At 38.6% G+C, this 25,204-nt stretch carries 18 protein-coding genes and 2 pseudogenes; 16 read left to right on the forward strand and 4 right to left on the reverse strand.

Annotated features, from left to right (window positions below; translation table 11 throughout):
* A pseudogene (locus IM479_RS02210) lies at positions 1 to 123 on the forward strand (IS630 family transposase); the annotation flags it as partial.
* 14 nt (positions 124 to 137) lie between these two features.
* On the opposite strand, the pseudogene IM479_RS02215 reads toward IM479_RS02210, so the two are convergent.
* The 4 genes and pseudogenes from IM479_RS02215 to IM479_RS02230 form a co-directional block, all read right to left on the reverse strand.
* Positions 138 to 482, reverse strand: a pseudogene (locus IM479_RS02215) (DUF8459 domain-containing protein); the annotation flags it as partial.
* Between the two features lie 3 nt (positions 483 to 485).
* The gene (locus IM479_RS02220) at positions 486 to 1,583 is read right to left on the reverse strand and encodes a saccharopine dehydrogenase family protein (protein WP_287685173.1); all 1,098 of its coding nucleotides are present in this window, start codon (positions 1,581 to 1,583) and stop codon (positions 486 to 488) included.
* A gap of 89 nt (positions 1,584 to 1,672) precedes the next feature.
* Positions 1,673 to 3,115, reverse strand: coding sequence for a sensor histidine kinase (locus IM479_RS02225; protein WP_287685174.1), 1,443 nt, complete (start codon positions 3,113 to 3,115; stop codon positions 1,673 to 1,675).
* Positions 3,116 to 3,235: 120 nt separating this feature from the next.
* Positions 3,236 to 4,558, reverse strand: a complete 1,323-nt coding sequence (locus IM479_RS02230; RefSeq protein WP_287685175.1) for an RNA-guided endonuclease InsQ/TnpB family protein — start codon at positions 4,556 to 4,558, stop codon at positions 3,236 to 3,238.
* A 65-nt stretch (positions 4,559 to 4,623) separates the two neighbouring features.
* On the opposite strand from IM479_RS02230, the gene tnpA reads away from it, so the two are divergent.
* The 15 genes from tnpA to IM479_RS02305 all read left to right on the forward strand — a co-directional run bounded on the left by tnpA (position 4,624) and on the right by IM479_RS02305 (position 24,928).
* Positions 4,624 to 5,016, forward strand: coding sequence for an IS200/IS605 family transposase (tnpA, locus tag IM479_RS02235; RefSeq protein ID WP_158200822.1), 393 nt, complete (start codon positions 4,624 to 4,626; stop codon positions 5,014 to 5,016).
* 668 nt (positions 5,017 to 5,684) lie between these two features.
* Entirely contained in the window at positions 5,685 to 7,031 is a 1,347-nt protein-coding gene (locus IM479_RS02240; RefSeq protein WP_287685176.1) for a glycoside hydrolase family 10-like protein, read from the forward strand.
* Positions 7,032 to 7,416: 385 nt separating this feature from the next.
* Positions 7,417 to 8,169, forward strand: a complete 753-nt coding sequence (locus IM479_RS02245; protein ID WP_287685177.1) for an N-acetylmuramoyl-L-alanine amidase — start codon at positions 7,417 to 7,419, stop codon at positions 8,167 to 8,169.
* A 68-nt stretch (positions 8,170 to 8,237) separates the two neighbouring features.
* Positions 8,238 to 9,788, forward strand: a complete 1,551-nt coding sequence (locus tag IM479_RS02250) for a glucosaminidase domain-containing protein (protein ID WP_287685178.1) — start codon at positions 8,238 to 8,240, stop codon at positions 9,786 to 9,788.
* Between the two features lie 85 nt (positions 9,789 to 9,873).
* Positions 9,874 to 10,737 (forward strand): N-acetylmuramoyl-L-alanine amidase, encoded by an 864-nt coding sequence (locus tag IM479_RS02255; RefSeq protein ID WP_287685179.1) that lies wholly within the window; start codon positions 9,874 to 9,876, stop codon positions 10,735 to 10,737.
* Positions 10,738 to 10,769: 32 nt separating this feature from the next.
* A complete protein-coding gene (locus IM479_RS02260; protein ID WP_287685180.1) occupies positions 10,770 to 11,585 on the forward strand; it encodes a LysM peptidoglycan-binding domain-containing protein in 816 nt (271 codons plus the stop codon).
* Between the two features lie 141 nt (positions 11,586 to 11,726).
* Positions 11,727 to 12,635 (forward strand): hypothetical protein, encoded by a 909-nt coding sequence (locus IM479_RS02265; protein ID WP_287685181.1) that lies wholly within the window; start codon positions 11,727 to 11,729, stop codon positions 12,633 to 12,635.
* Positions 12,636 to 12,644: 9 nt separating this feature from the next.
* Positions 12,645 to 13,805 (forward strand): glycoside hydrolase family 75 protein, encoded by a 1,161-nt coding sequence (locus tag IM479_RS02270; RefSeq protein ID WP_271975294.1) that lies wholly within the window; start codon positions 12,645 to 12,647, stop codon positions 13,803 to 13,805.
* Positions 13,806 to 13,848: 43 nt separating this feature from the next.
* Complete coding sequence (locus IM479_RS02275) at positions 13,849 to 14,697, forward strand: DUF2272 domain-containing protein (RefSeq protein WP_271975296.1); 849 nt, start codon at positions 13,849 to 13,851, stop codon at positions 14,695 to 14,697.
* A 42-nt stretch (positions 14,698 to 14,739) separates the two neighbouring features.
* Entirely contained in the window at positions 14,740 to 16,218 is a 1,479-nt protein-coding gene (locus tag IM479_RS02280; RefSeq protein ID WP_287685182.1) for a hypothetical protein, read from the forward strand.
* Positions 16,219 to 16,276: 58 nt separating this feature from the next.
* Positions 16,277 to 17,284, forward strand: a complete 1,008-nt coding sequence (locus tag IM479_RS02285; protein WP_287685183.1) for a hypothetical protein — start codon at positions 16,277 to 16,279, stop codon at positions 17,282 to 17,284.
* Between the two features lie 149 nt (positions 17,285 to 17,433).
* A complete protein-coding gene (locus IM479_RS02290) occupies positions 17,434 to 18,414 on the forward strand; it encodes a DUF3616 domain-containing protein (protein WP_287685184.1) in 981 nt (326 codons plus the stop codon).
* A gap of 407 nt (positions 18,415 to 18,821) precedes the next feature.
* Positions 18,822 to 21,944 carry a DEAD/DEAH box helicase gene (locus IM479_RS02295; protein WP_287685185.1) on the forward strand — a complete coding sequence of 1,041 codons (3,123 nt, stop codon included), beginning with the start codon at positions 18,822 to 18,824 and terminating at the stop codon, positions 21,942 to 21,944.
* Positions 21,945 to 21,957: 13 nt separating this feature from the next.
* Complete coding sequence (locus tag IM479_RS02300; protein WP_287685186.1) at positions 21,958 to 22,797, forward strand: SWIM zinc finger family protein; 840 nt, start codon at positions 21,958 to 21,960, stop codon at positions 22,795 to 22,797.
* A gap of 106 nt (positions 22,798 to 22,903) precedes the next feature.
* Positions 22,904 to 24,928 carry a potassium channel family protein gene (locus IM479_RS02305; RefSeq protein WP_287685187.1) on the forward strand — a complete coding sequence of 675 codons (2,025 nt, stop codon included), beginning with the start codon at positions 22,904 to 22,906 and terminating at the stop codon, positions 24,926 to 24,928.
* Positions 24,929 to 25,204: the final 276 nt, after the last annotated feature.

Genomic DNA, 25,204 nt, shown 5'->3' on the forward strand with positions numbered 1-25,204 from the left:
CGAGAATTTGAAAATAAAGAAGAACTGGAAAAAGTAGTCAATCAGCTTTTAAATGAAGGGGGATTGATTATTAAATGGAGTAGAAAGCTTAAAAATAAGGGTAATGCTGTCAATGTAACTTAAATGCGTAAAAGCTTAGTAGCAATAACCGTATCTCCCAAAATAATCGAAGGGTTTTTGTCTTCAGGATCGATTTTTATGGTTAAATCTTCAGGAGAAAGGGCATCGTCATCGGCAATTTTTTCAATTCTGGCTGTAATCGATTTCGCTCTTTCTTGCGCTGAAAAAGAACCTATTCCTTGCCGAATAGTAAAAAGTTCTTGATTATCAAGCATTACGGGAAAAACTTCTCCCAAAGTTTCCAGGGGTGTTTCCTGTCCTTGTTTAGCAGGATTATTCTGGGCCGCTATCATGAAGATGGGGGATAAAGTCAGTAACAAAACTAAACAAAACAGCCCTAAGTAACGCCAGATTTTTTTCATCTTCTAAGCCACAATTTCACAGGAGCGATCGAGTTTAATACCTCTTTTTTTCATCGTAGCATGGAATAGTTCTGTGGATAACACCTGTTCCACGGGATAAATCCCGGCTTTTTGGAGTTTTGCCGCTAAGATTAATTCTGCCACGCTGCCAGTTCCCCAACCCGCTGCTTGAGCAGTATTCTCGTGGACCATAGTTGCTTGATAAACTGCTTTTTGCTGCCCTTGCCATCCGGCCACTTTTGCTAACATTGCTACCCCAATTCCCGAAAATTTATCGGTTACTTCTGTCATGCGATAACTAACTTGGGAAAAAAATTCAATTCCCCGAGAGCTTTCTACCCAAGCATCGGGAAAAATATGGGCAGTAATCCAAGTTAAATGATTATAAAAATCGGGAATAGAACCAAATTTTGTGATCACATTTTGCACTTGAAAAGATTCAGCAAAAGTATAGGTTTCTGGCATATCAAACCAATAAACACCAGTTTTACCTAAAGGAGCGGGAAAGTCAATTACTTCTCTAGCAGTATAGGGTTTAATCTCTTGCCATTGTCCCTCAATCCAGGCTAAAAAAGGCTTTTTTAAGCCGAGAAAAGTTGTCCGCATTACGGTTAATCCCGCACCTCCTGAACCGGCTACGGCATAATTTAAACGGATCGTTTCTACCCTATCTAACTGTTCGACTCCCTCTCGCACTATACTATTAGAAATACCGGGAAAAATTCCCGTATTAACCACGGCAGTTATTCCCGCTTTTATCGCTAATTCTCGATAGGGGATTAACTTTTGATAAAAAGAACGATGATCACTAACATCAATATAATTGACTTTTTCTTCAATGCAAATTTTTACTACCCTGCCATCGCGATAATGAAAGGGACCAGCACAATGAATGACTAAATCACTATTTTTAATTGCCTGTCTAAGCTTGTCTATTTCTTCTAAATCCAAAGCCAAAAACTGCATTCTTGGCAGTAATTTGATCGCTTTTTCCTTTCGTCCGGTGATAATAACTTTAGCTGAAGTATGATTAATAATATCTAGGGCGACACTTTGACCAATGCGACCAGTGCCACCTAAAATTAAAACAGTTTTTTCCATGGCAACTATCAATAATGTTTGCCCTAGTATAGCATTCTCTTGGCAAGTTTGCCTATTTTTCAAGATGAAAAATTCAGAATAATCTCAACTTATTTACTGCGTCCTAGGGGCAAGAAAATGGTTAAAATCTCACCTTCTTCGGGTTTTTGACGCACAATAAATTTACCTCCCAAAGCTTGAAAAAGGTTTTTAGTCACCTTCATATTCAGACTTAAGCTACCAGTTTCTGGTTGAAACATTAAGACTTTTCCTAAAGCTTTGAGGGTAGGATTAGGCGATTTTACCTGAGTTTGGAACTGCATTTTTAATTGATTTCCTGCCATTGATATATCTACTTGCAACAGACCACCACTAGCCATACTGCGAGTACATTTTTCCACGACTCCATTTAACATTTGATCCAATAAATTCGGGTCGCTAATTACCGAAGGCAATTTTTTCGGTACATTAACTTCTAAATTGACATTGCGCCGTTTAGCCTGTTTTTGCCACCGGGGAATACTATCTTGAAAGACCTTTTCTAGAGCAATTGGAATTAATTGAATTGGTTTATCTCCCAGAGGATTAATACCCAATTCTGCGGCTCGGAAAATTAATTCCATGCGCTGAATTTGTTCACCACATTCTAAATCAATTGTTTCCAAATATTTCTGGACATCTTCCGTTATTTTTGCCCGTTTTAGTAATAATCGGGTAATGGTGCGAATGGTGGTTAAAGGGGTGCGAATTTCGTGGGTTAAAGCGCGCAATAATTCCAAATCACAACCCGATTCTAAATGAGAATTATCTTCCTCTGGAGGAGTGATTTCGGCATTGATAGGCGATTTCGTTTTTTTCAGGTCTAAATTAGGCTGGTTGGGTAAATTTTGCAGTAATTGGCGACTAAATTGGCTAACTAGACGGTAATCCGGCGAGGGACTGCCATTAGCTTCGATAATTGCCTCTAAAGTCCCGATTTGCGGATAACGCAGATTCACTAATCTTTGCCGCAACTGCTGCCAAGCTTGCTGAGTGAGGACGGGATCAAAGGAAAATTGAAAAGAGGACAAACCCCACTGATCTTCGCCTAAAACCAGCAAAAGAGAGAAACTTTCGCTAAAAACCAGACAAAATCTTTCATTAGCAATCGGATCCGTTGGCAAGAGCGGCAATTCATGAATCTCCGTCGGGGAAATATCGGCGGCGGATTTTTCCTGAGAAGGCAATTGCAAACCCGGCCATTGTAAATGTTTTAAAGCTTTAACGGTAAAAACACCGAATTTAAAACCCGTTAAAGCCTTGCTTTCTCTGACTAAAGCCGTCGGACCGGAGAGAATTAAACCCCCACTGGCAGCAGCATTATTTGGGTTTTGTAATAAGATATTTTCTAAAGCGGCGATCGCTGCGAACCATTCACTTTCCGCTTTCAGTTGCGCTCGCTTGAGCCATTCCGATAAATTAGGATAAAAAGCATTGGGGGTGAAAGTTTCCCGTTCCTGATGGTCAGTCGGCGGGAAAATATCGCTTAATTTCGGTAAAGACCCCTCTAACATCGTCTTCATCACTGACTAGATACAAATTCCTTACCTAGAATATTACCCCCGTTAATGCTCATCCCATAACGGTAAAACCGAACTCTATTGGCAGTGATATCCGCTTGACATCTCCCTGCGTTAAAACAACAGGGATTCTTTGTGGTGAATAGAAGCGGGTTGAAACTGCGCTTCTATTCGATTACGATATATTTTAGAAAGCCTATCTAACTTATATCGCTGTGGCACTGTCAAAGATGCCCTACCCACCTTATCTAGAGAAACCCCTAGCTGTGTGGCTACTTTTTTGATAATATTGGCTGCACCATTGCAATCAGCATTGATTAACTGACCATTAAAAGCTTTAAACAAACCTCTTTGAATTCTTTTACCTGATGACTGCCACCCTTCGGGTTTTTCACCGAATTTAGGTAGCAAATCATTATCTAAAAAAGAAGCCTTTGAGGTGTAGCTTTCCTCAGTCTCGATCAAATTAATCCCGTACTGTTCACACAATTGCTTAATACGTCCTTTCAGCTTGGCAGTGGGAACTTGAACAAATTCCTGATTAACTTTTTTCCCTAACTCAATAGAATCTTTTGGTCGTTGATTCCATCCAAAGACGATAGTAGAAATGTCATTGTTAAGACACCAATTAATAACAAACCTGGCGGCTTTATTAACGTTATCTCTCATTTGACGATTACGCTTTTCGGTTAAAATAGCCAATTCCTGATCCCAATACCCTTGTGGCTTACCAGTCTTAATTTGAGCAATTCGCTTGTTATACCATTGGTTTTGTGATTTAACTTTTCTCCCGTCAATAACAAAAGACTTGCCCGTATTAGAAACACAGGTTAACCAATTATTTAGCCCGTGATCTATTCCTAGAACCTTATTATTAGGCTTGACTTTCTCTTGAGCGGGTTGCTCGTAAACGCACTCAAGATAAAAACTAATATTTCTAGGAACAAGTCGAAACTCTTTGATGTCCTCAAATCTTAAATTAGAAGGCATTGGCAGATAAAAAATATCAATCCCAAACCAAGCTTTTACCTGCTCTCCCAAGGAAAACTTTAAGCCTTTTTCGGATTGCTTTACATACCGTGATGGATAGCTTACTACCGCCATTCCTCCTTTTTTTCGATATTTAGGCGGTTTAGGCTTGTTAGGTAACTGCCCTTTATTCCAAAGACTTAAAAGCCCTTTATAGGAAGAAAAAGATTCCGCTACATCATGAAGTAATTGTTGAGCGCAACATGACCGCAGAGATCGAAAATGTGGATGATTTTTCATCTGAGAATCCAGGTGGTATTTCTTGACGTATCGCCCCGCCTTAAAAAGCATCTGCCGGCAATAATAAAGACCACAGTTAGCCAGCTTGTTAGCTTCTTCGCAAATAAACTCTAAGATAGCCCTTATCTCGCTGTCTGCATGAATGAGAACTTGTTGAACTCCATACATTTTGACTTACCTCCTGTATAGAGGATAAGTTGAAAATACACTAATTGTCAAGTGTCAAGAGTACAATGGAAGATTATAGAAGAAATCCTCATTCGGTAACACTGCTTAACTATCACTTTGTCTGGTGTCCAAAACGAAGAAAGGCAGTATTAAAGGGAGACATTAAGTTGAGAGCGCCGTCAATTATTTTTGACCTGTGCCAAGAAAATAACTGGAGATTAATCGCCTTAGAAATCAGGCCAGATCCTATCCATCTATTCCTAGAGTCTGCTCCTAGCTATTCTCCTTCAACAATAATTAAAAGAATTAAAGGGAGACTATCTCATCACTTAAGAAAAGAGTTCCCAGAATTGTTAAAATTACCCACTCTGTGGACTCCTAGTTATTTCTGCTCAACTGCTGGTAACGCCTCTACGGAAACTATTAAAAAATACATTGAGAATCAAACTAATAAATGATACAGGGGGATAAATCCCCTTGTTCGCTCGACTACCATCCGTTTTAACGGATGGCTAACCGTCGCTCACGATTTTTAGGTTTTGAGAGCAGTTATCTTAATGGTGAGGTACAAATAGGTTACACTTCATCTTGATCGGAAAGGCTGTCAATCGGCTTAATGATTTGTAATATAGGTTAGTGTAGTTGATCGCCTATGCCAGTTGTGGGGTTCGTGGCTCAATTCAACCTCGATAAGTCTGATATTTAATTACATCTCCCCACTTATGTGTTTTTTTGTTACATTTAAGTATTTTTTTGTTTATCTATGGTTATCATAGAGCAAGTTAAATTGTTCCCCAATTATTTCCCTAACCAACCAATCTTTGATCCCAAACCCTTTTGCCTTGACATTACGTCAATGAGAGGAACCATCGGCTCTTGGTTTGCCTGTTTAAGTGTTGCTTTCAAGCTAGGTAAACAGTTGAGTAGCGGTAACTTTTGAGCAATAGTTGGGTTCGGTTATTGACTATATTTTGCCGTGGGCAAATTCTGAGAATTAATCAGAACTAAGTGCGCTTGAGAACGTGGAGTTATTCCCTGTCTCTGCTGCCTTTTGTCTGTTTTCCGAACCTGTCGCTGCTGCGGATTTGAGGTTCATTTATCCTTTGTCTGAGAGAGCGTAAAAAATATGCTGCACATTCATATTCTTCAGGATACGTTTTTCAAGTCTTCCACAGCTTTTTCTGAAACCCTTAATAGTGATCAGAAGTTCTTGATTCAAGCGGGAACTAAATTACCAATTAAATCCTATTTTCGCCAAAATAATCATTATTCTGTCAAGTTAGCCGAAGAACAAGGTTCAGTGGGAAAAGCGGGATTTTTCTTTGATGCTCATGTACAAGTAGAAGAAATACGAGGAGTTTGGATCACCAATGTTGACAGTGATATTCTCAAGTCTAAAGATAACTTAAAAGCTGGGTTGGAAAAACTTAAAAATTTAGGTTTTAATACTCTTTATCTAGTAGTTTGGAATAAAGGCTATGTGTTTTTTGAATCACAAATTGCTGATAATATCTTCACTGCTAATGAAGAAAAACTCCAAAAAGTCAACCTTGAAAAAGAGTTAGTCAGTAGAGATATACTAGCAGAAATCATTGAGATTAACCAGACAGAAAAGTATAACTTTCGGATTATTGCTTGGTTTGAATATGGTTTAATGGTTCCTCCGGCTGCTCCCTTAGTTGCCCAAAAACCAGATTGGTTTATGCTTACTCATCAACAGGAAAATACAGTTGATGGTGATGGGAATTGCCGCTTAAATCCTGCTCATCCTGAAGTTAAAGATTTTTGGATTAGTATCATTCGTGAAGTGGTAAAAAACTATGAAATTGATGGTATTCAATTAGATGATCACTTCGCTATTCATCACGCAAAACTCTTGCCTAATGGTACTAAAAATTTTGATTTTAGTATGGGGTTTGACTCCTTTACCATCAAACTTTTTCAAGAGGAAACTGGTTCAGTTAGTCCCTTAAGCAATCCCCAATTAGCGAAATTTAAAGATTGGCGCAAGGAGAAGTTAACTCAGTTAGTGCGATTGATTTTTAAAACCATTAAAGCCGAAAAAGATGATTGTATTCTCTCCATTTCTCCCAATCCTTTAGGATTTTCGATCGATCATGCTTTAGCTGATTGGCAAGCATGGGAAAAGGAGGGATTAATCGAAGAAATGGCCTTACAAGTTTATCGTGGAGATATCCAGATTTTTGAGAGAGAAATCGATAAATTAGAGGTAAAAGCAGCGCGAGAACATATTCCCACCGTCATCGGTATTCTCACTGGTTTAAAACCCAGCGATAGACGGGTAAATTTCCAATTAATTCAAGCACAAACTCAGGAGACTCGTGAGCGAGATTTTGCTGGTTTTGCCTATTTTTTCTATAGCAGTTTATTAGACCATATTCCCACCACAGAAACTCTGGATGACAGGGAGAATAAATTGGCTCAAATTCTGGCTACCGATCAATTTGTCTAATTTATTTATTCATTAAGGAGCTAAGTTATGAGTCAACGGTCTCTTTCAAAAACTGAAAAGTTGGCTGAATGATCCTTGAAATGCAGTTTTATCAGCCTTGGCTATTGCCACAGGAACTAAGCTATTTCATGGCTTGCCCGCTTTAGTCTCTGATACGCTAAAAGCTGCAAGGAGTCAAGTTAATAGTTAAGAAAAATAATTGATTGTATGGCTGTTCTAAATTAAGCTTTAGAATAGCATTTTTGCTGCCGAACTTTCTATAAAAATTGCCATAAAACAATAGTAAATTTTTGTAAAAATATAATTTTTATTAGTTTAATTGAGGTAGAGTATATCCAGAGGAATTGACCAATAAATAAACATTGAAGAAACTGGAGGTATACAGATGAAATTTGGGATTGATATGGGTCATAATTGCCCACCTCATGACATTGGCGCATCGGGAGTTAGACAGGAAGATGTTGTTATTAAAGAGGTGGGTACTCGCCTAATTGCTAAATTAGGCGCAGCGGGTCATTCAGTAATTAACTGCACCCCGACCAGTGCCGTTAGTGTTAATGATTCTTTGCGAAAAAGAGCCAATAAAGCCAATAGTAATAACGTTGATATTTTTGTTTCTATTCACTTTAATGCCTTTAACACAAAGGCAATGGGAGCGGAGGTTTATGGTATTAGTCAAACTTCTCAAGCGATCGCTAAATCAGTTTTGACGGAAATTGTCAAGCTAGGATTTAAAAATAGAGGAGTAAAAAATACCCGTTTTTCTGTGTTGGTAAATACTTCAATGCCAGCAATTTTAATTGAATGTTGCTTTGTGGATTCCCAAGCAGATATGGCTCTTTTTGATGCGGAAAAAATGGCCGAAGCGATTAAAGTTGGTTTAATTGGGGATGCTGAGGACAACTCCACACCGGAACCGGCAACCCTAAGAATTACTCAAAAAACTATTCTTAAACCTTCCACAGAGCAATCTTCTGAATTAGAGTCAAGTACCTTATTCGAGATTGAACCGGGAGATTATCCGGTGTTAGATGTGCGCTTGGAAGAAAGACATTTTTTTGTGAAATGGCCTGATAAAAGTTTTGGCAATCGGGACGAACATTTTGTGTTTGAAGAGTTTGCGAAAATAGTGCAATAGACGGAAATTTTGGTCTATTCTTACCCAATCAAAAATGATTTATTCTTGGTCGCTAACAGGAGATGGTAATGGCCTTACTAGATGACTTAGTTCAACAATATGCTAGAACTGACTTAGCTACTATTTTTCAAGAAGTTGACAACACTTCTCAAAGATCGGTTAATCTCACAGACATTCCTCCCAATCATTTTAGTCATTTAAAAGAAGTTTCTCTCGCTCAATGGCTATTAGAGTCCGCCAGAGCCACCAGTAAACTAGCCGAGGAACAGAAAAACTTCGCTGGTTTAAAATGGCGCAAGGAAATGACTCCCTTTGCTACTCCTAAATCGATTAAAGTACCTTCTGAATCGGAAGCGATGGACTTTTGCTTATTCACGGATATTGACAAATTTCTGCGAGGTTATTGGAAATTTTTAACCCGTGAACCCTATAAAGGATTAGAAGAAAATACTCAAACTCCTGAAAACTTTATCGGTTTTATTCAAAGTAAAGGCTTTGCTGCCGATATAAGTTATATTAGCAAAGTGTTAAAACTTGTTCCCGAAGCGAGGACTTTACTAGCAAAAACCAACGGAATTGTTATTCCACCACCCCCCAATACCTTACAAGTAACCAGTTTTCCGAAGGAAGTGGAAGTGGGACAAAGTTTTCAGATTGAAGGAACCGCCGCTGCTGCCGACAAAGGCAAAAAATTGACCGTTTTAGTTGATAATAAATTCCCCCTAGATGATATTGAAATACAAGAAGGAGGAGAATGGGAAGCCGAATTTGTCTTCTTACAAGCAGGCGATCGCATTGTTAAAATAGCCATTGATAATCAAAGTGTAGAAATCGAAATCAAGGCTTCTCTACCCGAGGAAACCGGTGCAATTACCCTGAATTTAACGGGAAGTGTTGGATTAGGAGGAATCAACCGAACAGCCGATAAGATTGCGGTTAAACAGCGATTACATTCCCTCGGCTATACTTTTGTCGGTGATCCTAATAGTGCAGCCTTGAATACGGGTTTCATTCTTGCCATCAAACTCTTTCAATCAATTATTGCAGGGGAAGAAAAATTAATAGGAGATGGAAGAATAGATGTGGGAAATACCACTCAGAAATGGTTAGAAGCGGCCAATGCACCTCGTTGGCAAACCATGCCCGATAGTAATCCTTCTATTAGCTTAATTAATCATGAGAAAAATCAAACCAATGATGATCATGATTTTGGAACAAGTTGGTTAGCAGATGCCATCTTAGAAATTGCTGCTGACTATCATAATACATTCCGAGTTTCTAATCCCAGTAAGGCCGCTTTTTCTATTAATGATGTTAGTAAACCCACAGGGGGAGACACCCCGCAACACGCAGGCCATGAGACGGGTTTAATGTGTGATGTAAGGCTTCCGCGCACGGATGGACAACATGGCGGAATCACTTGGGAAAGTGACAATTTTGACCGAACCGCAGCCCGCGCTCTGATTAAAGCCATGAGACGGCAAAAACTGGTTAGTCAAGTGTTTTTTAATGACACAACCCTGATGGGTGAAACTTTTTTGGGACAAAAACTATGCAATTTTGCCACTGGTCATGATGACCACATTCACTTTGCTATTCGCCCTCCCGTGAGAGCTTAGTTTAATTCATTGACTAACCAGATAATTGAATAATTGAGAGGTAAAAATGGGAATTGTACCGACAACATGGATGCCTAACTGTTCGATGAAAAGAATCATTATTCATTGGACGGCAGGGGGATATAAAGCATCTAGCAATGATAAATCTCATTATCATATTTTAATCGAGGATGATGGTCAGTTAGTGCGAGGAACTCACTCAATTAAAGATAATGTTTCCACCGCAGATAATGTTTATGCGGCTCATACAGCACTGTTTGGTACGGGTTCAATCGGAGTTAGCGTCTGTTGTATGAGTGGTGCGGTGGAAAAGCCATTTAAAGCGGGTAGTTTTCCGATGACACAAACCCAATGGGAAACCATGGCGCAGGTAGTAGCAGAACTCTGTGATTTTTATGATATTGAAGTAACAGCTAAAACCGTTTTAGGTCATGGAGAAGTAGAACGTGAGTTTCCTAATAAACCCCAAGGTGGAAAATGGGATCCGATGGTTTTACCTTGGGATAAATCCTTAAGTAAAATACAGGTAGGAGAGCAATTTAGAACGCTAGTCAAAACCAAATTAACGGGCGTTTCTGGTTTAGTGGAAACTCCAGCTAGTATCACAGCCGTTGTTCAAGGAAAAGCCTTCCGAGAAGCGCAGATATTTAATGAAAAAAGTATCGTCAAGATTCGTCCTTTGCTAGATACTTTTAATTGGCAAATTATTACTGCCAATGATCGGAAGGTGATGGAATTAAAATTTGCTGATGGCGAAGAGGCAAAATCCTTAGGATTTTTGTTGATTGAACACAGCAATAAACTGATGGATATCTCCGAGGGAACTAGCCAAGTAGAAATTATCAAAAAAATTGAACAATTCGGCTTTGTGAAAGTAGTAGATTTGGCGCAAGCATTAAATCTTTCTGTAACTTGGGATGGCACAACTCGGACAGTAACAATTGAGTAAAGATCGATAAGATAACTTCAGGAGATGATTTTATGCAAACCTACACGATTAAATCTGGAGATACCCTCAGAGGAATTGCTTTAAAATTTTATGGTGATGCTTCAAAATTTGTGGTAATTCAAGAAGCCAACGATATTGCCAATCCCAATCAAATTTCCGTGGGACAAGTTTTAGAAATTCCCGATCTTGCCGATGACAATGACAATAATCCCCTAGAAGATTTTCATCAGGCTTTTCCTAATAGTGTACGCTGGCGATTGGTAGAAGATGGAGTAGAAATTGAGGGTAGCGGCATTGAGAGAACCAGTGGTCAACCAGTAACCGTCACCAAAATTTGGAATAATTTTTCTGATGAAATTAATCAATGGTCAAAACATTTTAATGTGCCGGCAGTAATTATTATTGCCACCATCGCCACCGAATCGAACGGAAAAGCAGACGCTATCCGCAAAGAACCGGGTTATGTATCTGATTCTATCACCCCTCATTTGATCAGTGTTGGCTTAATGCAAACATTAATTTCTACGGCCAGAGGTACATTACATGATTCAACCATCGATCGAGATGACTTAAAAAATGCCAGTATTTCTCTTAAAGCAGGAACGTCATTTATTGCCGATCAACGCTTGAAAACTTTGTTAGATCCGCCCAAAGTTGCCTGTGCTTATAATGCTGGTTCTCTATTTGAAAACAGAAATTCCAATAATCGTTGGCGAATGCGTCAATTTCCCATTGGTACTTCCGCACACTGCGATCGCTTTATCAAGTTCTTTAACGATGCAGTCTTTGTTTTGAAAGGAACCACCACACCTGTTAGCGTCGGCTATCAACAATTTTATCTAGCTTGATTTCCTGGAATTTCTTGGGGTTATCGTCATCAATTCAGCTTGCCGATCTCAAGCATCAATTTTAGTCAGTCATGTCCAGTTATCTAGTTAGAGGAAATTTGTCTTTCTATTTATTTCAAGATTTCAAGGAGTGGTAAAGCCGTGTTATTCAAGCTTTTTCAGCGATTCATTATCTTTGGATTTACTTTAGTAATAATCTTATTTTTTCAAGCAAAAATCCAAGCTCAAACCGTTTGTCAAATAGTACCGACTTCTCAAATTTCTTCTATCGATCAGGCTAAATGTTTATTACGTCAACCCAAGATTTTTGGGAATGTGGGTCCAACTTTAACCAGTTTACCTGTTCCGTTCGATCAACTATTAACTAGACCCACCATCGATATCAGTAAAGAGCAATTAAGACGATATCTACAAGCTCAAGGAATTAACGAAGCAGACATTGGCGGTTCATTAGATAAACCCGTTTCACGAACTAATAATAATAATTCTAGTGCAGAGTTGGCTCGTTATTTTATTATTCATGATACCAGTACCCCTAATTTTGGAAATGCCAACTTTCCTAATAATATTAATGGAGCTAGTTGGAGGTTTAACAACTTAAATCAATATGGTAGTGGCGAAAAATCCCCTGCTCATATCATTATTAATCGAGTAGGAGATTCCGTCACTCGTAAGGATTTTAATACCCCTTGGCGTTCTACAAAACGAGAATCAGATCAATTTTGTGGGGTCAATAAATGTAAGGGTTTATTTTTGGCAGTTGAATTAGTTCAACCTAGAAGATGTCAACCAAACCCTGGTCAAACACAGTGTTCTCCACCGACAAAAAATGATGCTAAATCGTCCGAACCGGGGTTTACCAAAGCACAATTAGATCGCCTAGCAGTTGTTTATATTGCCGCCAGTGTACGGCGCGGAAAATGGTTAATTCCTGCTTTTCATGTTGTTCTTGATCAAGTCTTACCAGGTGGACATGATGACCCTCAGAATTTTAACCTAGACCAGTGGTCAAACCAACTCAATGACATTTTAACGGCAATTCGTTCTTAGGAGCTAATCATGAATCAATATTTGCGACACTTACTATTAATTATCGCAGGAATTTATCTAATTCTTATGAGCAGCTTTGTCTCTCCTGCATTCGCACAAGTTAGCTATACTCCCCCCGCTCAATCGGCGAGTGTTCTACAAGATATTCCATTTAATCAAGCTGTTCCAGTCGATGAATCCTATCGCAAAGAATTTGAAAACTGCGATAAAAATAATACTTTTCGAGGATTTTCTTTACCCGTCATTAGAAGATGTAAAAATGATCCAAACAATGTTAAAGCATTGCTAAAATTTACTGACGGAACAATTTTTATCGAATCTAAACTTAGTTTAGATATTGATGGTTCATGGTTAGCGTGTAAAGGAAAAGGCGCACCAACTTCTCAATGTCCAACATCTTTTTCTTGGCCAACGGAAACCCAAGAACCTAATAAATTTGTTGATCCTGATAACTTTGCCTACATCGTCAATCCAGTATCTAATTTTCAAAAAAGTAATGATCCTAGTGGAAATCAATTATTTGAAAAGAAAACAGGGGTTAAGTTAGGAGATTTAGGAGTAGTTGTTTACAAAAATAAGGTGGTTCCTGTATTCGTCGCTGATAGCGGCCCTTATAATAAATTAGGCGAAGGTTCATCCTTACTTCATCAATTGATTGGTGAAGATAAATGTAAACCGGGTAAACGAAGAACGGACGGAAAAACTCGCACTGATAAGCGATGGACAAGTGATGTTTATTGTACTGAATACAAGAATGTTAGTGTGGAAGATAAAGTTCTCTTTTTTATCTTTCCCAACTCTAAAATTCCGAATTTGAGTCCTGCGAATGCCACGAACAAAATCAATACAGAAGCTCTAAAACGCTTTGAAAACCTCAAGGATAATCGTCAAGGGGTGATTCAACTCAATCAACCTCAATCAGGACAAAGTTTTGCTGTTAATACTGCCGTGACATTTTCTGGTACTGCTAACCCAGAAGTTTCCCGAATTAAAGTCAGTATCGGTCCCGGAGGTCTCTTTGAAATTGCCGACCTCAAAAATGTTAAAAAAAACTGGACTTTTGAGCAAGTTTTTAACACAAAAGGGATCAATAGACCTGTGACTATTCAACCTTTCAATGCTACAGATAACCCGCTTAAACCTCTGAATTTTACGATTACCATTCAATAGTTCATTCTGTTCTTTTGTATTGACTTTCAGGAGAATTAAACCCATGGCTAACAAAACTCTCAAAGCATTAACCAACACCGTTATTAAGTCTTTACCTCAAGATAGCATTAGCTTAAGTGATTCTCAGAAAATTACTTTACCTGAAAATGCTACTTTAGAAATATTGCAATATCGTTCTGCACCTAATAATCATTGGGAAATTCAATTATTAACTCCCCAAAATGGTATCGTCACTTGGTTTGCTTTTATCTCCCATGTCGAAATATTTTCTGATCCCAACTTCAAGAAAAATTTAGTAGAGATAGCTACTGGAGAATGGGACTTTTTTGAAAAAGGAAAGGGACAAGAAACCACAAATGGCTTTTGGCAAAGAGTGGTTAGATATTGGAAAGAGGGTGTTAATATACACCATATTGATACTCCCGATGAAGTAGGAGACGGTATAAAAAATCCTTGGTCAGCTGCCTTTATTTCTTGGATCATGAAAGAAGCTGGTGCAGGGGATAAATTTAAGCGAGATGATAGTCATTCAGTTTATATTCACGATGCCGTTCAAAAACGTAAAAATCGAGTGGTTAATGCTCCATTTGTTGCTTTTAAAGTTGATGAAGTCACTCCAGAGGTGGGGGACTTAGTTTGTGCGCCAAGGGCAAGTTCAGCAGATTTTGTTAAATATGACACACCCCCACATTATGCTTCTCACTGCGATTTAGTAGTAGCAAAAAGACCCAATGAAATTGATATGATTGGGGGCAATGTTAATAATTCTGTGAGTAAGACAACCATTGAATTAAATACGGAGGGAAAAGTAATTCCTAATGGAAAAATTTTGGTTAACGGAAATCCAGCTACAAAACGACCTTGGTTTGTAGTGATTAAAAACCTTCTCTAATTTTTTCTTCCTTTATTTACTTTAACTGTCAAGGACAAAATTATGGCTACCTTACAAGATATTATCAACAATAACAAAACCCTAAACCGTTCTCAACTAAAAGCGGATAAAGGGTTAGTAATAGAAATTCAAACCAAACTAGCTAACTTAGGATTTTATCCTGGTGGTGGTTGGATTGATGGAGATTTAGGAGAATCAAGTAGTTTTTCTTGGACTGGATTAATTGATTTCTGTAAAAAAATTGGGAGTCTTCCCATTCCCTCCGATACCCTAGCTATCAATCAAGAGATTGCCCAAAAATTGCTAACAACCAAGCAAGCTGACTCGGTTCTTAAAGCAGCTAATCAAAGTTCAATTCTTACCCGTCTTCAACAAATTCAAGCCTCATCGCCGATTGTTAATAAAAATACACCTTCTTCTGCTTTTGTATCTCGAAGTATTGAGCAATCTCCTTTCAAGCCATTAATTATTAACTATCCGACATTTTTGGCACAAAAACCAGATGGAACATCTTTAATTTCCTATGGTGATAGTTTTACTCTAACTAATGGCAAAACTGTTAATTTTGATGATTATCCTAGTCTAGGAAAACAGCCTAATATTGATAATACAGGCTTAAGTTTTCTGCCCAGTAATATCTCTCATGCTTGTGTTTGTATCGGAAGCTTTAGCGATAGTAATAGCCCAATTAAAGCCCGATGGTTAGGAAAAGATGCCCTAACACCTGTTGCTTTATGGTGGAGTACCACTAAATTTATTGGCGTTTTAAATACAGTTTGTCAAATTCATCAAAACTCAATTAATACAGATATTGATGATTGTGTGATTGCTTCTCACCGATTTAATGATTTAGTAAGAGATATGGTGAGTTATCAGGGACTATCTTCTAATCGTATTGGGGCTTTATTTAAAAGCTTTAGTAAAAGAGAAGTTTTAAGTAAATGGATTGAAACACAAACAGGAAGTAGTAATCTAAATTTTACTGGCTCCTATGGAGAAGACCCATTAATTTCTCCTGCAAGAATTAAAGACACAACGACTGGAAATATTGTCTTATCTTCTGGGTCTGTTGGTGCAGCTACTTCAACAAATTCCCTTTCAGCTTACGATCTAGCCCGCTTAATTTCCATGCTAGGTTGGCATTTACATTTACCCAATAATGCTAAACTTCCCTCAGCCCAATGGAAAAGTTTAGAAAGCATAGTTCGGGCAATGGGTCATGATACAGCACGATATGTAGATGTAGCTTTTGAAACCTTGGGAGTTATGAATATTATCAGTGAACCAGTGATTATTTCAAAAGTAGGTTGGGGAAACGTATCTGCCACTTCTGGGTCAATGACTTATACCGTATTTGTTAAATTTGTTGATCGACGTTTTACTCCTGCAAAATTAAGAACTTTCGCCTTATCTTTACGTTGTCCGAGTCCAGTTTCTGCTGATTTTGATGGGAGAGATACCAATTTAGCCGCCGCTGTTACTGAAATAGTTCGACGTATTTTAACTGAAGAATTGGCTTAATTTGCTTTGGTCATAACTAAAAACAAAAACTTGTAAAATCAATAGTGAGGTCTTAAAAATGAATCTAGGAACCCTTCTCGAAATTATTGTTGCTCTAATTTTTATCTACTTAACTTCCAGCCTTATTATCTCCGAATTACAAGAACAATTAGCTGCCTTGCTAGAATTTCGGGCTAAAAATTTAAAACAAGCCCTAGAAATATTCTTGGGAAAAAAGACGATCAAATCTTTGTACAACAATGACTCGTTATTATCAAGTTTCAATCAATACACTAATCCTAGAACTGGAAACTCAGCTGGTCCTTCCTATGTTGAACCAAAGGTTTTGGCAGCGTCCCTAATTAGTCTAGTTAATAGTAAACTTTCAGATAATGAAAAATTATTAAAAGCGGATTTTTTAGGAAAAAATCTTGTTGAAGAAAAAACAGGAATCTTTAAGAAATTAGCTAGTATTTCCGATTTCTCTAAAATAGACAAATTAGCGATTGACAGATTGATAGAAATAGGTTATAGTACCAAACTCAAACATGACAATCCAACTCTGGAGAATTTTATTGATGAAATAGCCAACACTTTTACTCAAATTATGGAGCGAACATCGGGAGTATATAAAAGAAATGCCAAGGGGGTATCTTTTGCTTTTGGTTTTTTAGCGGCTGCTTTGCTCAATATTGATAGTTTTTATGTCATTGAGCAACTATCCAAAAATCCCAATTTAAGACAGGGAATTAATCAGGTGGCTACAGAAGTTTTTCAGACTAATGAATCTTGTTTTAAAGATGCTCAAGATGATCCTAACAAAGTCGCTGAATGTACAAAAAAATTACAAGTTAGTATCAAGGATTTAGAAAAAATTAATCAACCTCTGCCCCTTGGTTGGAATGAAAAAGGATGGTTTAATGGTGAACAAATAAAAGAACAAAATGGCTGGTTACAAGCTTTTTTGGGCTGGCTAATGACAGGAGTAGCTGTGGCGATGGGCGCACCTTTTTGGTTTGATATTTTAGGGAAGCTTATCAATGTGCGTAATACTGGTAAACCCATATTACCTAATACTCAGAAATAAATAACTATGTTTGTCACCTTAAAGATTTTCAATCAATCCTCAAACCAGTCCTTTCTCAGATTATTTCTAGGAATTGCTTGTCTTTTTGTCTTTTATTACCTATAATTGTCTCAATCCTCACTTTTCCAGTTAACAAGGAGAATACAATCATGCAATCTCTCAAATTTTCTATTATCCAAGAAATCAAACATCAAGGAATTTGTGATGCTTCTGCCGCCACTGCTTTAGGAGAAAATAAATTTGTTGTTGGTAATGATGAGGCGGATCCAGAATTAGGTAATTTTCTCTGGATTTATTCCTCTCAAGAGTCGGGAAAAGCACTGGAAACCATTGACATTAATAGTTGGCTGAAAAACAATCCTAACAATAAAGAAATCGACTTGGAGGGGGCAGCTGTACTAAATGACATAATCTATTGGATTACTTCCCATGGTCGCAATAAAAATGCTGAACGAAAACTCCCTCGTCATCAATTTTTTGCTAGTAAAATTACCGATGACGGCTCTAGTATAGTTCAAGAGGGTGAGTCTTATACTCAGTTAGTCTTGCGCGATATTATCGAAGACTCTCAATTGGCTAAAATATTTGATTTCAAAACAGCAGAAACCAAAGCTCCCAAAGCTGAAGTAGGATTAAATATTGAAGGTTTAACGGCAACTCCAGACGGAAATATCTTAATCGGTTTTCGTAATCCTATACCAAACGATAAAGCTCTTTTATTGACTCTAAAAAATCCTCAAAGTTTAGTTATTAATTCCAGCAATGCTCGGGCTGAATTTGGTGATCCTATCTTGTTAGATTTGGGAGGATTAGGAATTCGTAGCATTGAATTTTGGCCAGCTTTAGAAGTATATTTAATTATTGCTGGAGAATTTCATGGAGGCGATCAATTTGTTTTCTATACTTGGTCAGGAAAAAAAGAAGATGCACCAGAAAAGATAGAATCACTGCAATTCCCTGACGGTTTTCGTCCAGAAGCTTTGTTGTTTTATCCGCATCTCAAAGATCGCTTTCAGATTTTAAGCGATGATGGTACAATCGAGCGAGTTGGTAATACTCCCTGTAAAGATATTATCGATAAAAATAATCCCGAAAAATATTTCCGCAGTATTTGGGTAAAAGTGAATTAATACTAATTCTCACCCATAAAAACTACAGATCGAATTATCGAATTTAAGTTCCCATTTCCCCTTTTTCCCATTTTAAGGGAGACGAAGGCAGGGGGATCGAACTCTTGTAGCTGGATTTCGGAGAATTGATATAATTAGACATCCCTCTTAGTGGAACCTCAACAAAACCTAGAACAAAAATAGCTTTAAACCCATGTAGGGATAAGCTTTAAGCTCAAAAAACCGTTGATCACGTCTTCTCAATGGTTTTTTCTCCTAGAAGCTCTATTAACCTTTTTCTCTTATCCAGAGGACTTCTGGGTTCGCAAAGGGACAAAAAAGTGTGGAGAATCCTCCCATAATCGCTACAATTTTTCTAGAGGCTAAGTATTGCCCTCATTTAAGTTCTTTTGTACTCATTGAAAACCATGAAAATTCTTCACGGTACTTGGATTCCCCAATCAACGGACGAATTTATTCAGAAGGGTAGCTTTTATCTTTGGGGAGAAACTAGCACCCCGAAAAAGAGTCGCACCACTGCTGATAATTATCATCCTTTTCAGTTAAGCAAAGAAGAATTAACTAGCTTTCTCACCGGAGAGTTAGGAATAGTTCAATCGAATTATAATCCTCTTAGTCGGCAATTTGTCCCCCGCTACTTTCTTTTACCTAGCCACGACAATCAACCTTTACCCTCCTTAGAATTACTGCGTTATCTAGAAAAAGAACCCCCAGAAAATAGCCAATGGCAATCTTGGCAAATTGATTGTTATCCCCTTAGTCCTGTACTTAAACTGCTCAATGATCTGCACTTTATCTGTCTTTACAACTCCTCAGAGATTCAGTTAGGTGCAGATCTACTTTTTTGGTATCACTACAGTCAAGCTTTTAAAGAAATAATTCTCAAAGATAACTATATTCCTGCTTTTAAATATCGAGAATTAGCCACAAATAACAAGAAAACCGCTAACTTTGCCATCTACCCTCTTTGGGAAATTATATCAGCAACCTACGAAACCAATCTCGATCGCTATCTCGAATATCTTCCCCGGATTTGTCTTGCTGGCGCTGAAAATCCCCATGCTTCGCCACAATTATACGATCCCAAAACCCTACTCCGGCACTTCTCCGAATGTCTCCTCAATGAAATTGTCACTAATACGGCAATTCCTGCCAGTTTTGATAAAAAAATTAGCGAGACAATTATAGGTGACTGCCTTTCTGTGACTAAAGCTGCTGGATTTCTGCAAACCGCTGCCGCTTTAGAAAAATATCAACAGTGGCAAACTTGGAGACAGCAATTACTAGGAGACCAAAATATATCTAGTTTTAGCCTTGGTTTTAAACTAACGGAAGCACCAGAAGATAATATTGAACAGTGGCAAATTACCTTTATCCTCATCTCTAAACAAGACCCCTCCCTGCGATTAGAATTAGACGAATATTGGTATGCAGTCCCCGAAACTAGAACAAGCATACGAGCGCATTTTGGTCAAGATTTAGACAAAAATATTTTACTAAGTTTGGGTTATGCTGCCCGTATTTATCCCCCTATTTGGCAAGGATTAGAAACGGATAAACCGACGGGATTTTCTCTCAACCTTACAGAAGCTTTTACTTTCTTGAAAGAAACTGCTTGGATTTTAGAAGATGCGGGATATAAAGTGATTATTCCCGCTTGGTGGACTCCCCAAGGTCGTCAGCGCGCCAAAGTTCGGCTTAAAACTACTTCTAAATCGGGCAAATCTACCCCCGTTAGTAAAGGGATTTTTAGCCTTGAAAACATCATTGAATATCAATATGAACTAGCCATCGGTGAAGAAACTATTAGTCAAGAGGAATGGCAACAATTAATTAACACCAAAACACCCCTAGTTAAATTTCGAGGTCAATGGGTAGAATTAGAACAAAATAAAATGCAGCAAATGCTGGATTTTTGGCAGAAATATCAGCAGGAAAATCCTGAGATGAATCTGATTGAATTAATGAAAAAAGCGGCCGAATCCCCAGAGGAGATTATTGTTGAAACCGATGATTTTTTGGGTTCTATGCTAGAGAAATTACAAAATCCTAGTCAACTAGAACCGATCGAAAATCCTCCCCAATTACAAGGAACGCTGCGGGAGTACCAAAAGCGTGGAGTTGCCTGGATTCAATACCTAGAACAATTGGGGTTAAATGGTTGTCTTGCTGACGATATGGGACTGGGAAAAACCCTACAGGTAATTGCTAGATTGATTGGGGAAAGAGAGGGAGACAATAATGTTTTACCAACTCTGCTAGTCGCACCCACTTCTGTGGTGGGAAATTGGGCAAAAGAAATTGAAAAATTTGCCCCCCATCTTCAGGTTTTAATTCATCATGGTAGTAAGCGCTATCAAGATGAGAGCGAATTTCAGACAGTAGCTAGTCAAAAGGATATCGTCATTACTTCTTTTACCCTAGTTCGCAAGGATTTGAAATTATTTAACTCGCAATCTTGGCAACGTTTGGTAATTGATGAAGCACAAAATATCAAAAATCCTAAAGCAGCACAAACTAAAGCAATCTTGAGTTTATCTGCACAACATCGTCTCGCATTAACGGGAACTCCTGTGGAAAATAGACTGCTTGATTTATGGTCAATTTTTAACTTCCTTAATCCCGGTTATTTAGGTAAAGAAACTCAATTTCGTAAAGCGTTTGAAGTGCCAATCCAAAAACAAAATGATCGTCTCCAGTCCACGGTTCTCAAAAAATTAGTGGAACCTTTTATTCTGCGTCGGGTAAAAACCGATAAGCAGATAATTAAAGATTTGCCTGACAAAGTGGAAAACAAACAGTATTGTAATTTAACTAAAGAACAAGCTTCTCTCTATGAAGTTGTCATCAAAGAAGTGGAAAAACAATTAGAAGAAGCGGAGGGAATAAAACGCAAAGGATTAATTTTATCTACCCTGATGCGCTTGAAACAAATTTGTAATCACCCGCGTCAATTTTTACAGGATAACAGCGCTTTTACTCCTGAGCGATCGCATAAGTTAGAGCGTTTGGGAGAAATGCTAGAAGAAGTAATTTTAGAGGGAGATAGTCTGCTAATTTTCACTCAATTTACTGAAATCGGTGACTCCTTACAAAAGTACCTCAAACAAACTTTTCGCTATAATACCTATTATCTTCACGGGGGGACTTCTCAACCAAAACGAGAACAAATGATCGAAGAATTTCAACATCCCGAAACAGAACCTTCCGTATTTATTTTATCCTTAAAAGCTGGGGGGGTGGGGATTACTTTAACCAAAGCAAATCATGTTTTTCATTTTGATCGTTGGTGGAATCCTGCGGTAGAAAATCAAGCAACCGATCGCGCTTTTAGAATTGGTCAACAAAAAAATGTTTTCGTGCATAAATTTGTCACTTTGGGAACCTTAGAGGAAAGAATTGATGAAATGATCGAGGAAAAGAAAAAGGTAGCTAATGCTATTGTTAGTAATGATGAATCCTGGTTAACGGAATTAGATAACGAAAGTTTTCGTCAGTTAATCGCATTGAATAAACAGACAATTATTTAATCGAGGTAAACCCATGAATAAATTTAGTAAAACTTGGTGGGGACAACGCTTTATAGAAGCATTAGAGGAATTTACTGACTCAGCGCGCTTGAGTCGAGGACGTTCCTACGCAAAAAATGATAAAGTCAAGAATTATAAAATTGATGGTAATTTAATTACTGCTCAGGTGCGAGGTTCCATTAATCCCTACTTTGGAGTTTACAAAGAACCTTTGTATAGGGTGAGTATCGAGATTAAACCAATTACTAAAGCAGAGTGGTCACAAGCTTTATATAATCTTGGTTCAAGAGCGAGTATGATCTCTAAACTGCTGCTCAAAGAAGTTCCTGATAATATTGATGAAGCATTTAGCGATCTGAATCTACACTTATTACCCCACAGTCAAAAGGATTTTATCACTAATTGTTCCTGTCCCGATTGGGAAAATCCCTGTAAACATATTGCTGGAGTTTATTACCTCGTTGCTTCCCAATTAGATCAGGATCCTTTCCTCTTATTTGAATTACGAGGTATCTCTCGTCAAAAATTACTGCAAGAGTTAGCAAAAACTCCCCTCGGTAAGCTGCTTTCCTCCTCCATCCAAGAGGAACAAATTCCTCTTAACCCGGTTAATTCCTATCACACTAAACCCGAAACTATACCAGCAGTAGAAACAATTGATCTCAAAGAATTTTGGCACTCTCATCACCGTTTACCCGAAAATACTCAGTTAGTTAAAGCGGCAACTATTCCCGCAATTGTCATTAAAAAAGCTGGTGATTATCCTGCATTTTGGGATAAGGATACTTCCTTTATCGAGGTAATGGAAGAAATGTATCAACGGGTACGCAATAAAAACGCTGGTATGTTATAATTAGTTAGGTGTTAAAAATTGTCAGACACCCCTCTTGGTTAAGAGGAAATTAAGGGTGGATTAAAAGTTTGAAAAAACATCCTATTTTTTAAGACAAGCAGAATCTATGAACCAAGAATCTCTCAGCTTTGTCCCTGGGAATGTCAAGTTAGCCGATCGCTTTTTAGTTTGTGGATTGGGTAGTCTTGGACAACACTGCGTCAAGTCTTTAAAAGAGTTTGGGGTTAGCGTTGTCGGTATCGAACTAATACAGCCTCCCAGTTGGGAAATTAATGATTTTCCCGATTTATTAGAGGAAATAATTATCGGTGATTGTCGTCAAAAAAACATTTTAGCAAGAGCGGGAATCGAGCGCTGTCGGGCTGCTTTAATTGTCACCAGTGATGAGCGAATTAATGCCACTACTGCCCTAATTATTCGGCAATTAAATCCCCTTACCCGCTTAGTGGTGCGTTCTTCTAAAGATAATCTCAATGAGCTACTCAAGGAACGTTTAGGCAATTTTATCGCCTATGAACCCACCCAACTACCCGCCAATGCCTTTGCTTTAGCCACATTAGGCACGGAAACCCTCGGTTTTTTGCATCTCGACGGTCAGAAATTGCGGATTATCCAGAGACAAATTAGCCCCGAAGATGGTTTACTCGATCGCTTTTTAGGTGATTTAAATACCCCCACCCGTCGTCTGTTAGCACACACAGCCCCCGATGAACCTTTAACGGCCGGATTTTATCAATGGTCCCCCACCACCACTATCAGAGCCGGTGATACCATTACCACCATCGAAACTACCTATCAAAATATCGATGCTGTCCGCCAAAAAACTTCAAATTCTCGCCAGAAGTTGCGGTATTTTTGGCAAAAATTGCTCAAAGAAATCCAACAATTCTGGCAATTGAGTTTTCAGCAGCAAATTCACCGGGTGGCTTTCCTGTCAGTATTTATCATTATCCTGCTGGTAATGATCGGGACTTTTCTTTTCCATCTCTACGCCCCGAGAGCTTACTTTATTTCCTCTCTTTCAGGAACAGCGATTCTTTTATTAGGTGGTTACGGCGATGTTTTCGGTGCCTCTAACCCCGAAGATTTAAATGCAGTCCCCTGGTGGATGCAGCTATTTAGTCTCTTTTTAACCTTAGCTGGAACCGCTTTTATCGGGGTTCTCTACGCCATTTTGACAGAAACTTTATTATCATCAAGATTTCAATTTATCCCTAACCGTCCCCCAGTTCCCCAACAGGATCATATCGTTATTGTTGGCTTAGGTCGAGTCGGCAAAGAAGTGGCTAATTTATTACTAGAAATGAAACAGGCGATTGTCGGGGTCAGCTTAAATAGGGATTTTGATGCGACTATGCTGCCAAAAATGCCCCTGATGACGGGAAATATCGAAGAATCTTTAAAAAATGTCAATTTAGATAGGGCCAAAAGTATAGCGATCGTTACCGATGACGAAATCCTCAATTTAGAAGTGGCTCTAACCACCCGCAAACTCAACCCCCAAAGCTACTTAGTCATCCGCACCACCGACGACACCCTTAGTCAACAATTAAGTCAAATTCTGCCCCAATCTCACATTTTAGGAACCAACACCGTGGCGGCAGAAGCCTTTACGGGGGCCGCTTTCGGAGAAAATATCATCTATCTGTTCCGTTGGGCGCAAAAAACGATTCTGGTGACCGAATACGAGATCGAAGCTGGGGATACTCTCAATGGTAGCTCGATCGGCGATATTGCCTACGGTTATCGAGTCGTGCCGATCCTACACCAACGAGAACGGGAAACCCCGAAATTAATGCCCGAAGATTATCTCAACTTACGCATTGGCGATCGCATTGTGGTGCTGGCCACCATCAACGGACTGCGACGGGTGGAACAGGGTCGTCGAACTCCCAAAACTTGGCGCGTGCGGGTGGAAAAAGCCTTTAATCGCAATATTGCCGCAGAAGCACCCACCGTAATCAGTCGTTTTTCTAATTGTCCCCTGAAAACCGCCAGCGATCTCATGGAAAATTTGCCAGCGACTCTGGGCGCTCCCCTCTACGAACAGCAGGCAATTCGATTAGTTTCCGAGTTGAAAAAAATTCAAGTTCAAGCATTGGCCATTCCGATTAACCCGAAATCGGGGTAAATGGGAGTTAAGTAAGTAGTTATAATTAAATTAAAGATAGATTTTGCCTCTGCCCCCCTTATTAAGGGGGGTGCCGATAGGCGGGGGGATCCCCCCTGCCCCCCTAGGGTTGATTCATTTAAATTAAGTACAGCTGATTTTGAGTCAATAAATTTGACCGAAGATTCTCAAGTTTATCTTTCTCTAACCAAAAGAGTTAGTCACAATAACTAATCTTTAATCCTCTGCCAATATTTATTATGAATAAATTGATAAAGCTTGTTCCCAAGCCACTAA

Source organism: Microcystis sp. M165S2 (genome assembly GCF_020245885.1).
Classification (GTDB): Bacteria; Cyanobacteriota; Cyanobacteriia; order Cyanobacteriales; family Microcystaceae; genus Microcystis.

Coding starts and splice junctions, on each gene's coding strand:
- IM479_RS02220 (WP_287685173.1), bottom strand. CDS start 1,583: ATGGAAAAAACTGTTTTAATTTTAGGTGGCACTGGTCGCATTGGTCAA.
- IM479_RS02225 (WP_287685174.1), bottom strand. CDS start 3,115: ATGTTAGAGGGGTCTTTACCGAAATTAAGCGATATTTTCCCGCCGACT.
- IM479_RS02230 (WP_287685175.1), bottom strand. CDS start 4,558: ATGTATGGAGTTCAACAAGTTCTCATTCATGCAGACAGCGAGATAAGG.
- tnpA (WP_158200822.1), top strand. CDS start 4,624: ATGGAAGATTATAGAAGAAATCCTCATTCGGTAACACTGCTTAACTAT.
- IM479_RS02240 (WP_287685176.1), top strand. CDS start 5,685: ATGCTGCACATTCATATTCTTCAGGATACGTTTTTCAAGTCTTCCACA.
- IM479_RS02245 (WP_287685177.1), top strand. CDS start 7,417: ATGAAATTTGGGATTGATATGGGTCATAATTGCCCACCTCATGACATT.
- IM479_RS02250 (WP_287685178.1), top strand. CDS start 8,238: ATGGCCTTACTAGATGACTTAGTTCAACAATATGCTAGAACTGACTTA.
- IM479_RS02255 (WP_287685179.1), top strand. CDS start 9,874: ATGAAAAGAATCATTATTCATTGGACGGCAGGGGGATATAAAGCATCT.
- IM479_RS02260 (WP_287685180.1), top strand. CDS start 10,770: ATGCAAACCTACACGATTAAATCTGGAGATACCCTCAGAGGAATTGCT.
- IM479_RS02270 (WP_271975294.1), top strand. CDS start 12,645: ATGAATCAATATTTGCGACACTTACTATTAATTATCGCAGGAATTTAT.
- IM479_RS02275 (WP_271975296.1), top strand. CDS start 13,849: ATGGCTAACAAAACTCTCAAAGCATTAACCAACACCGTTATTAAGTCT.
- IM479_RS02280 (WP_287685182.1), top strand. CDS start 14,740: ATGGCTACCTTACAAGATATTATCAACAATAACAAAACCCTAAACCGT.
- IM479_RS02285 (WP_287685183.1), top strand. CDS start 16,277: ATGAATCTAGGAACCCTTCTCGAAATTATTGTTGCTCTAATTTTTATC.
- IM479_RS02290 (WP_287685184.1), top strand. CDS start 17,434: ATGCAATCTCTCAAATTTTCTATTATCCAAGAAATCAAACATCAAGGA.
- IM479_RS02295 (WP_287685185.1), top strand. CDS start 18,822: ATGAAAATTCTTCACGGTACTTGGATTCCCCAATCAACGGACGAATTT.
- IM479_RS02300 (WP_287685186.1), top strand. CDS start 21,958: ATGAATAAATTTAGTAAAACTTGGTGGGGACAACGCTTTATAGAAGCA.
- IM479_RS02305 (WP_287685187.1), top strand. CDS start 22,904: ATGAACCAAGAATCTCTCAGCTTTGTCCCTGGGAATGTCAAGTTAGCC.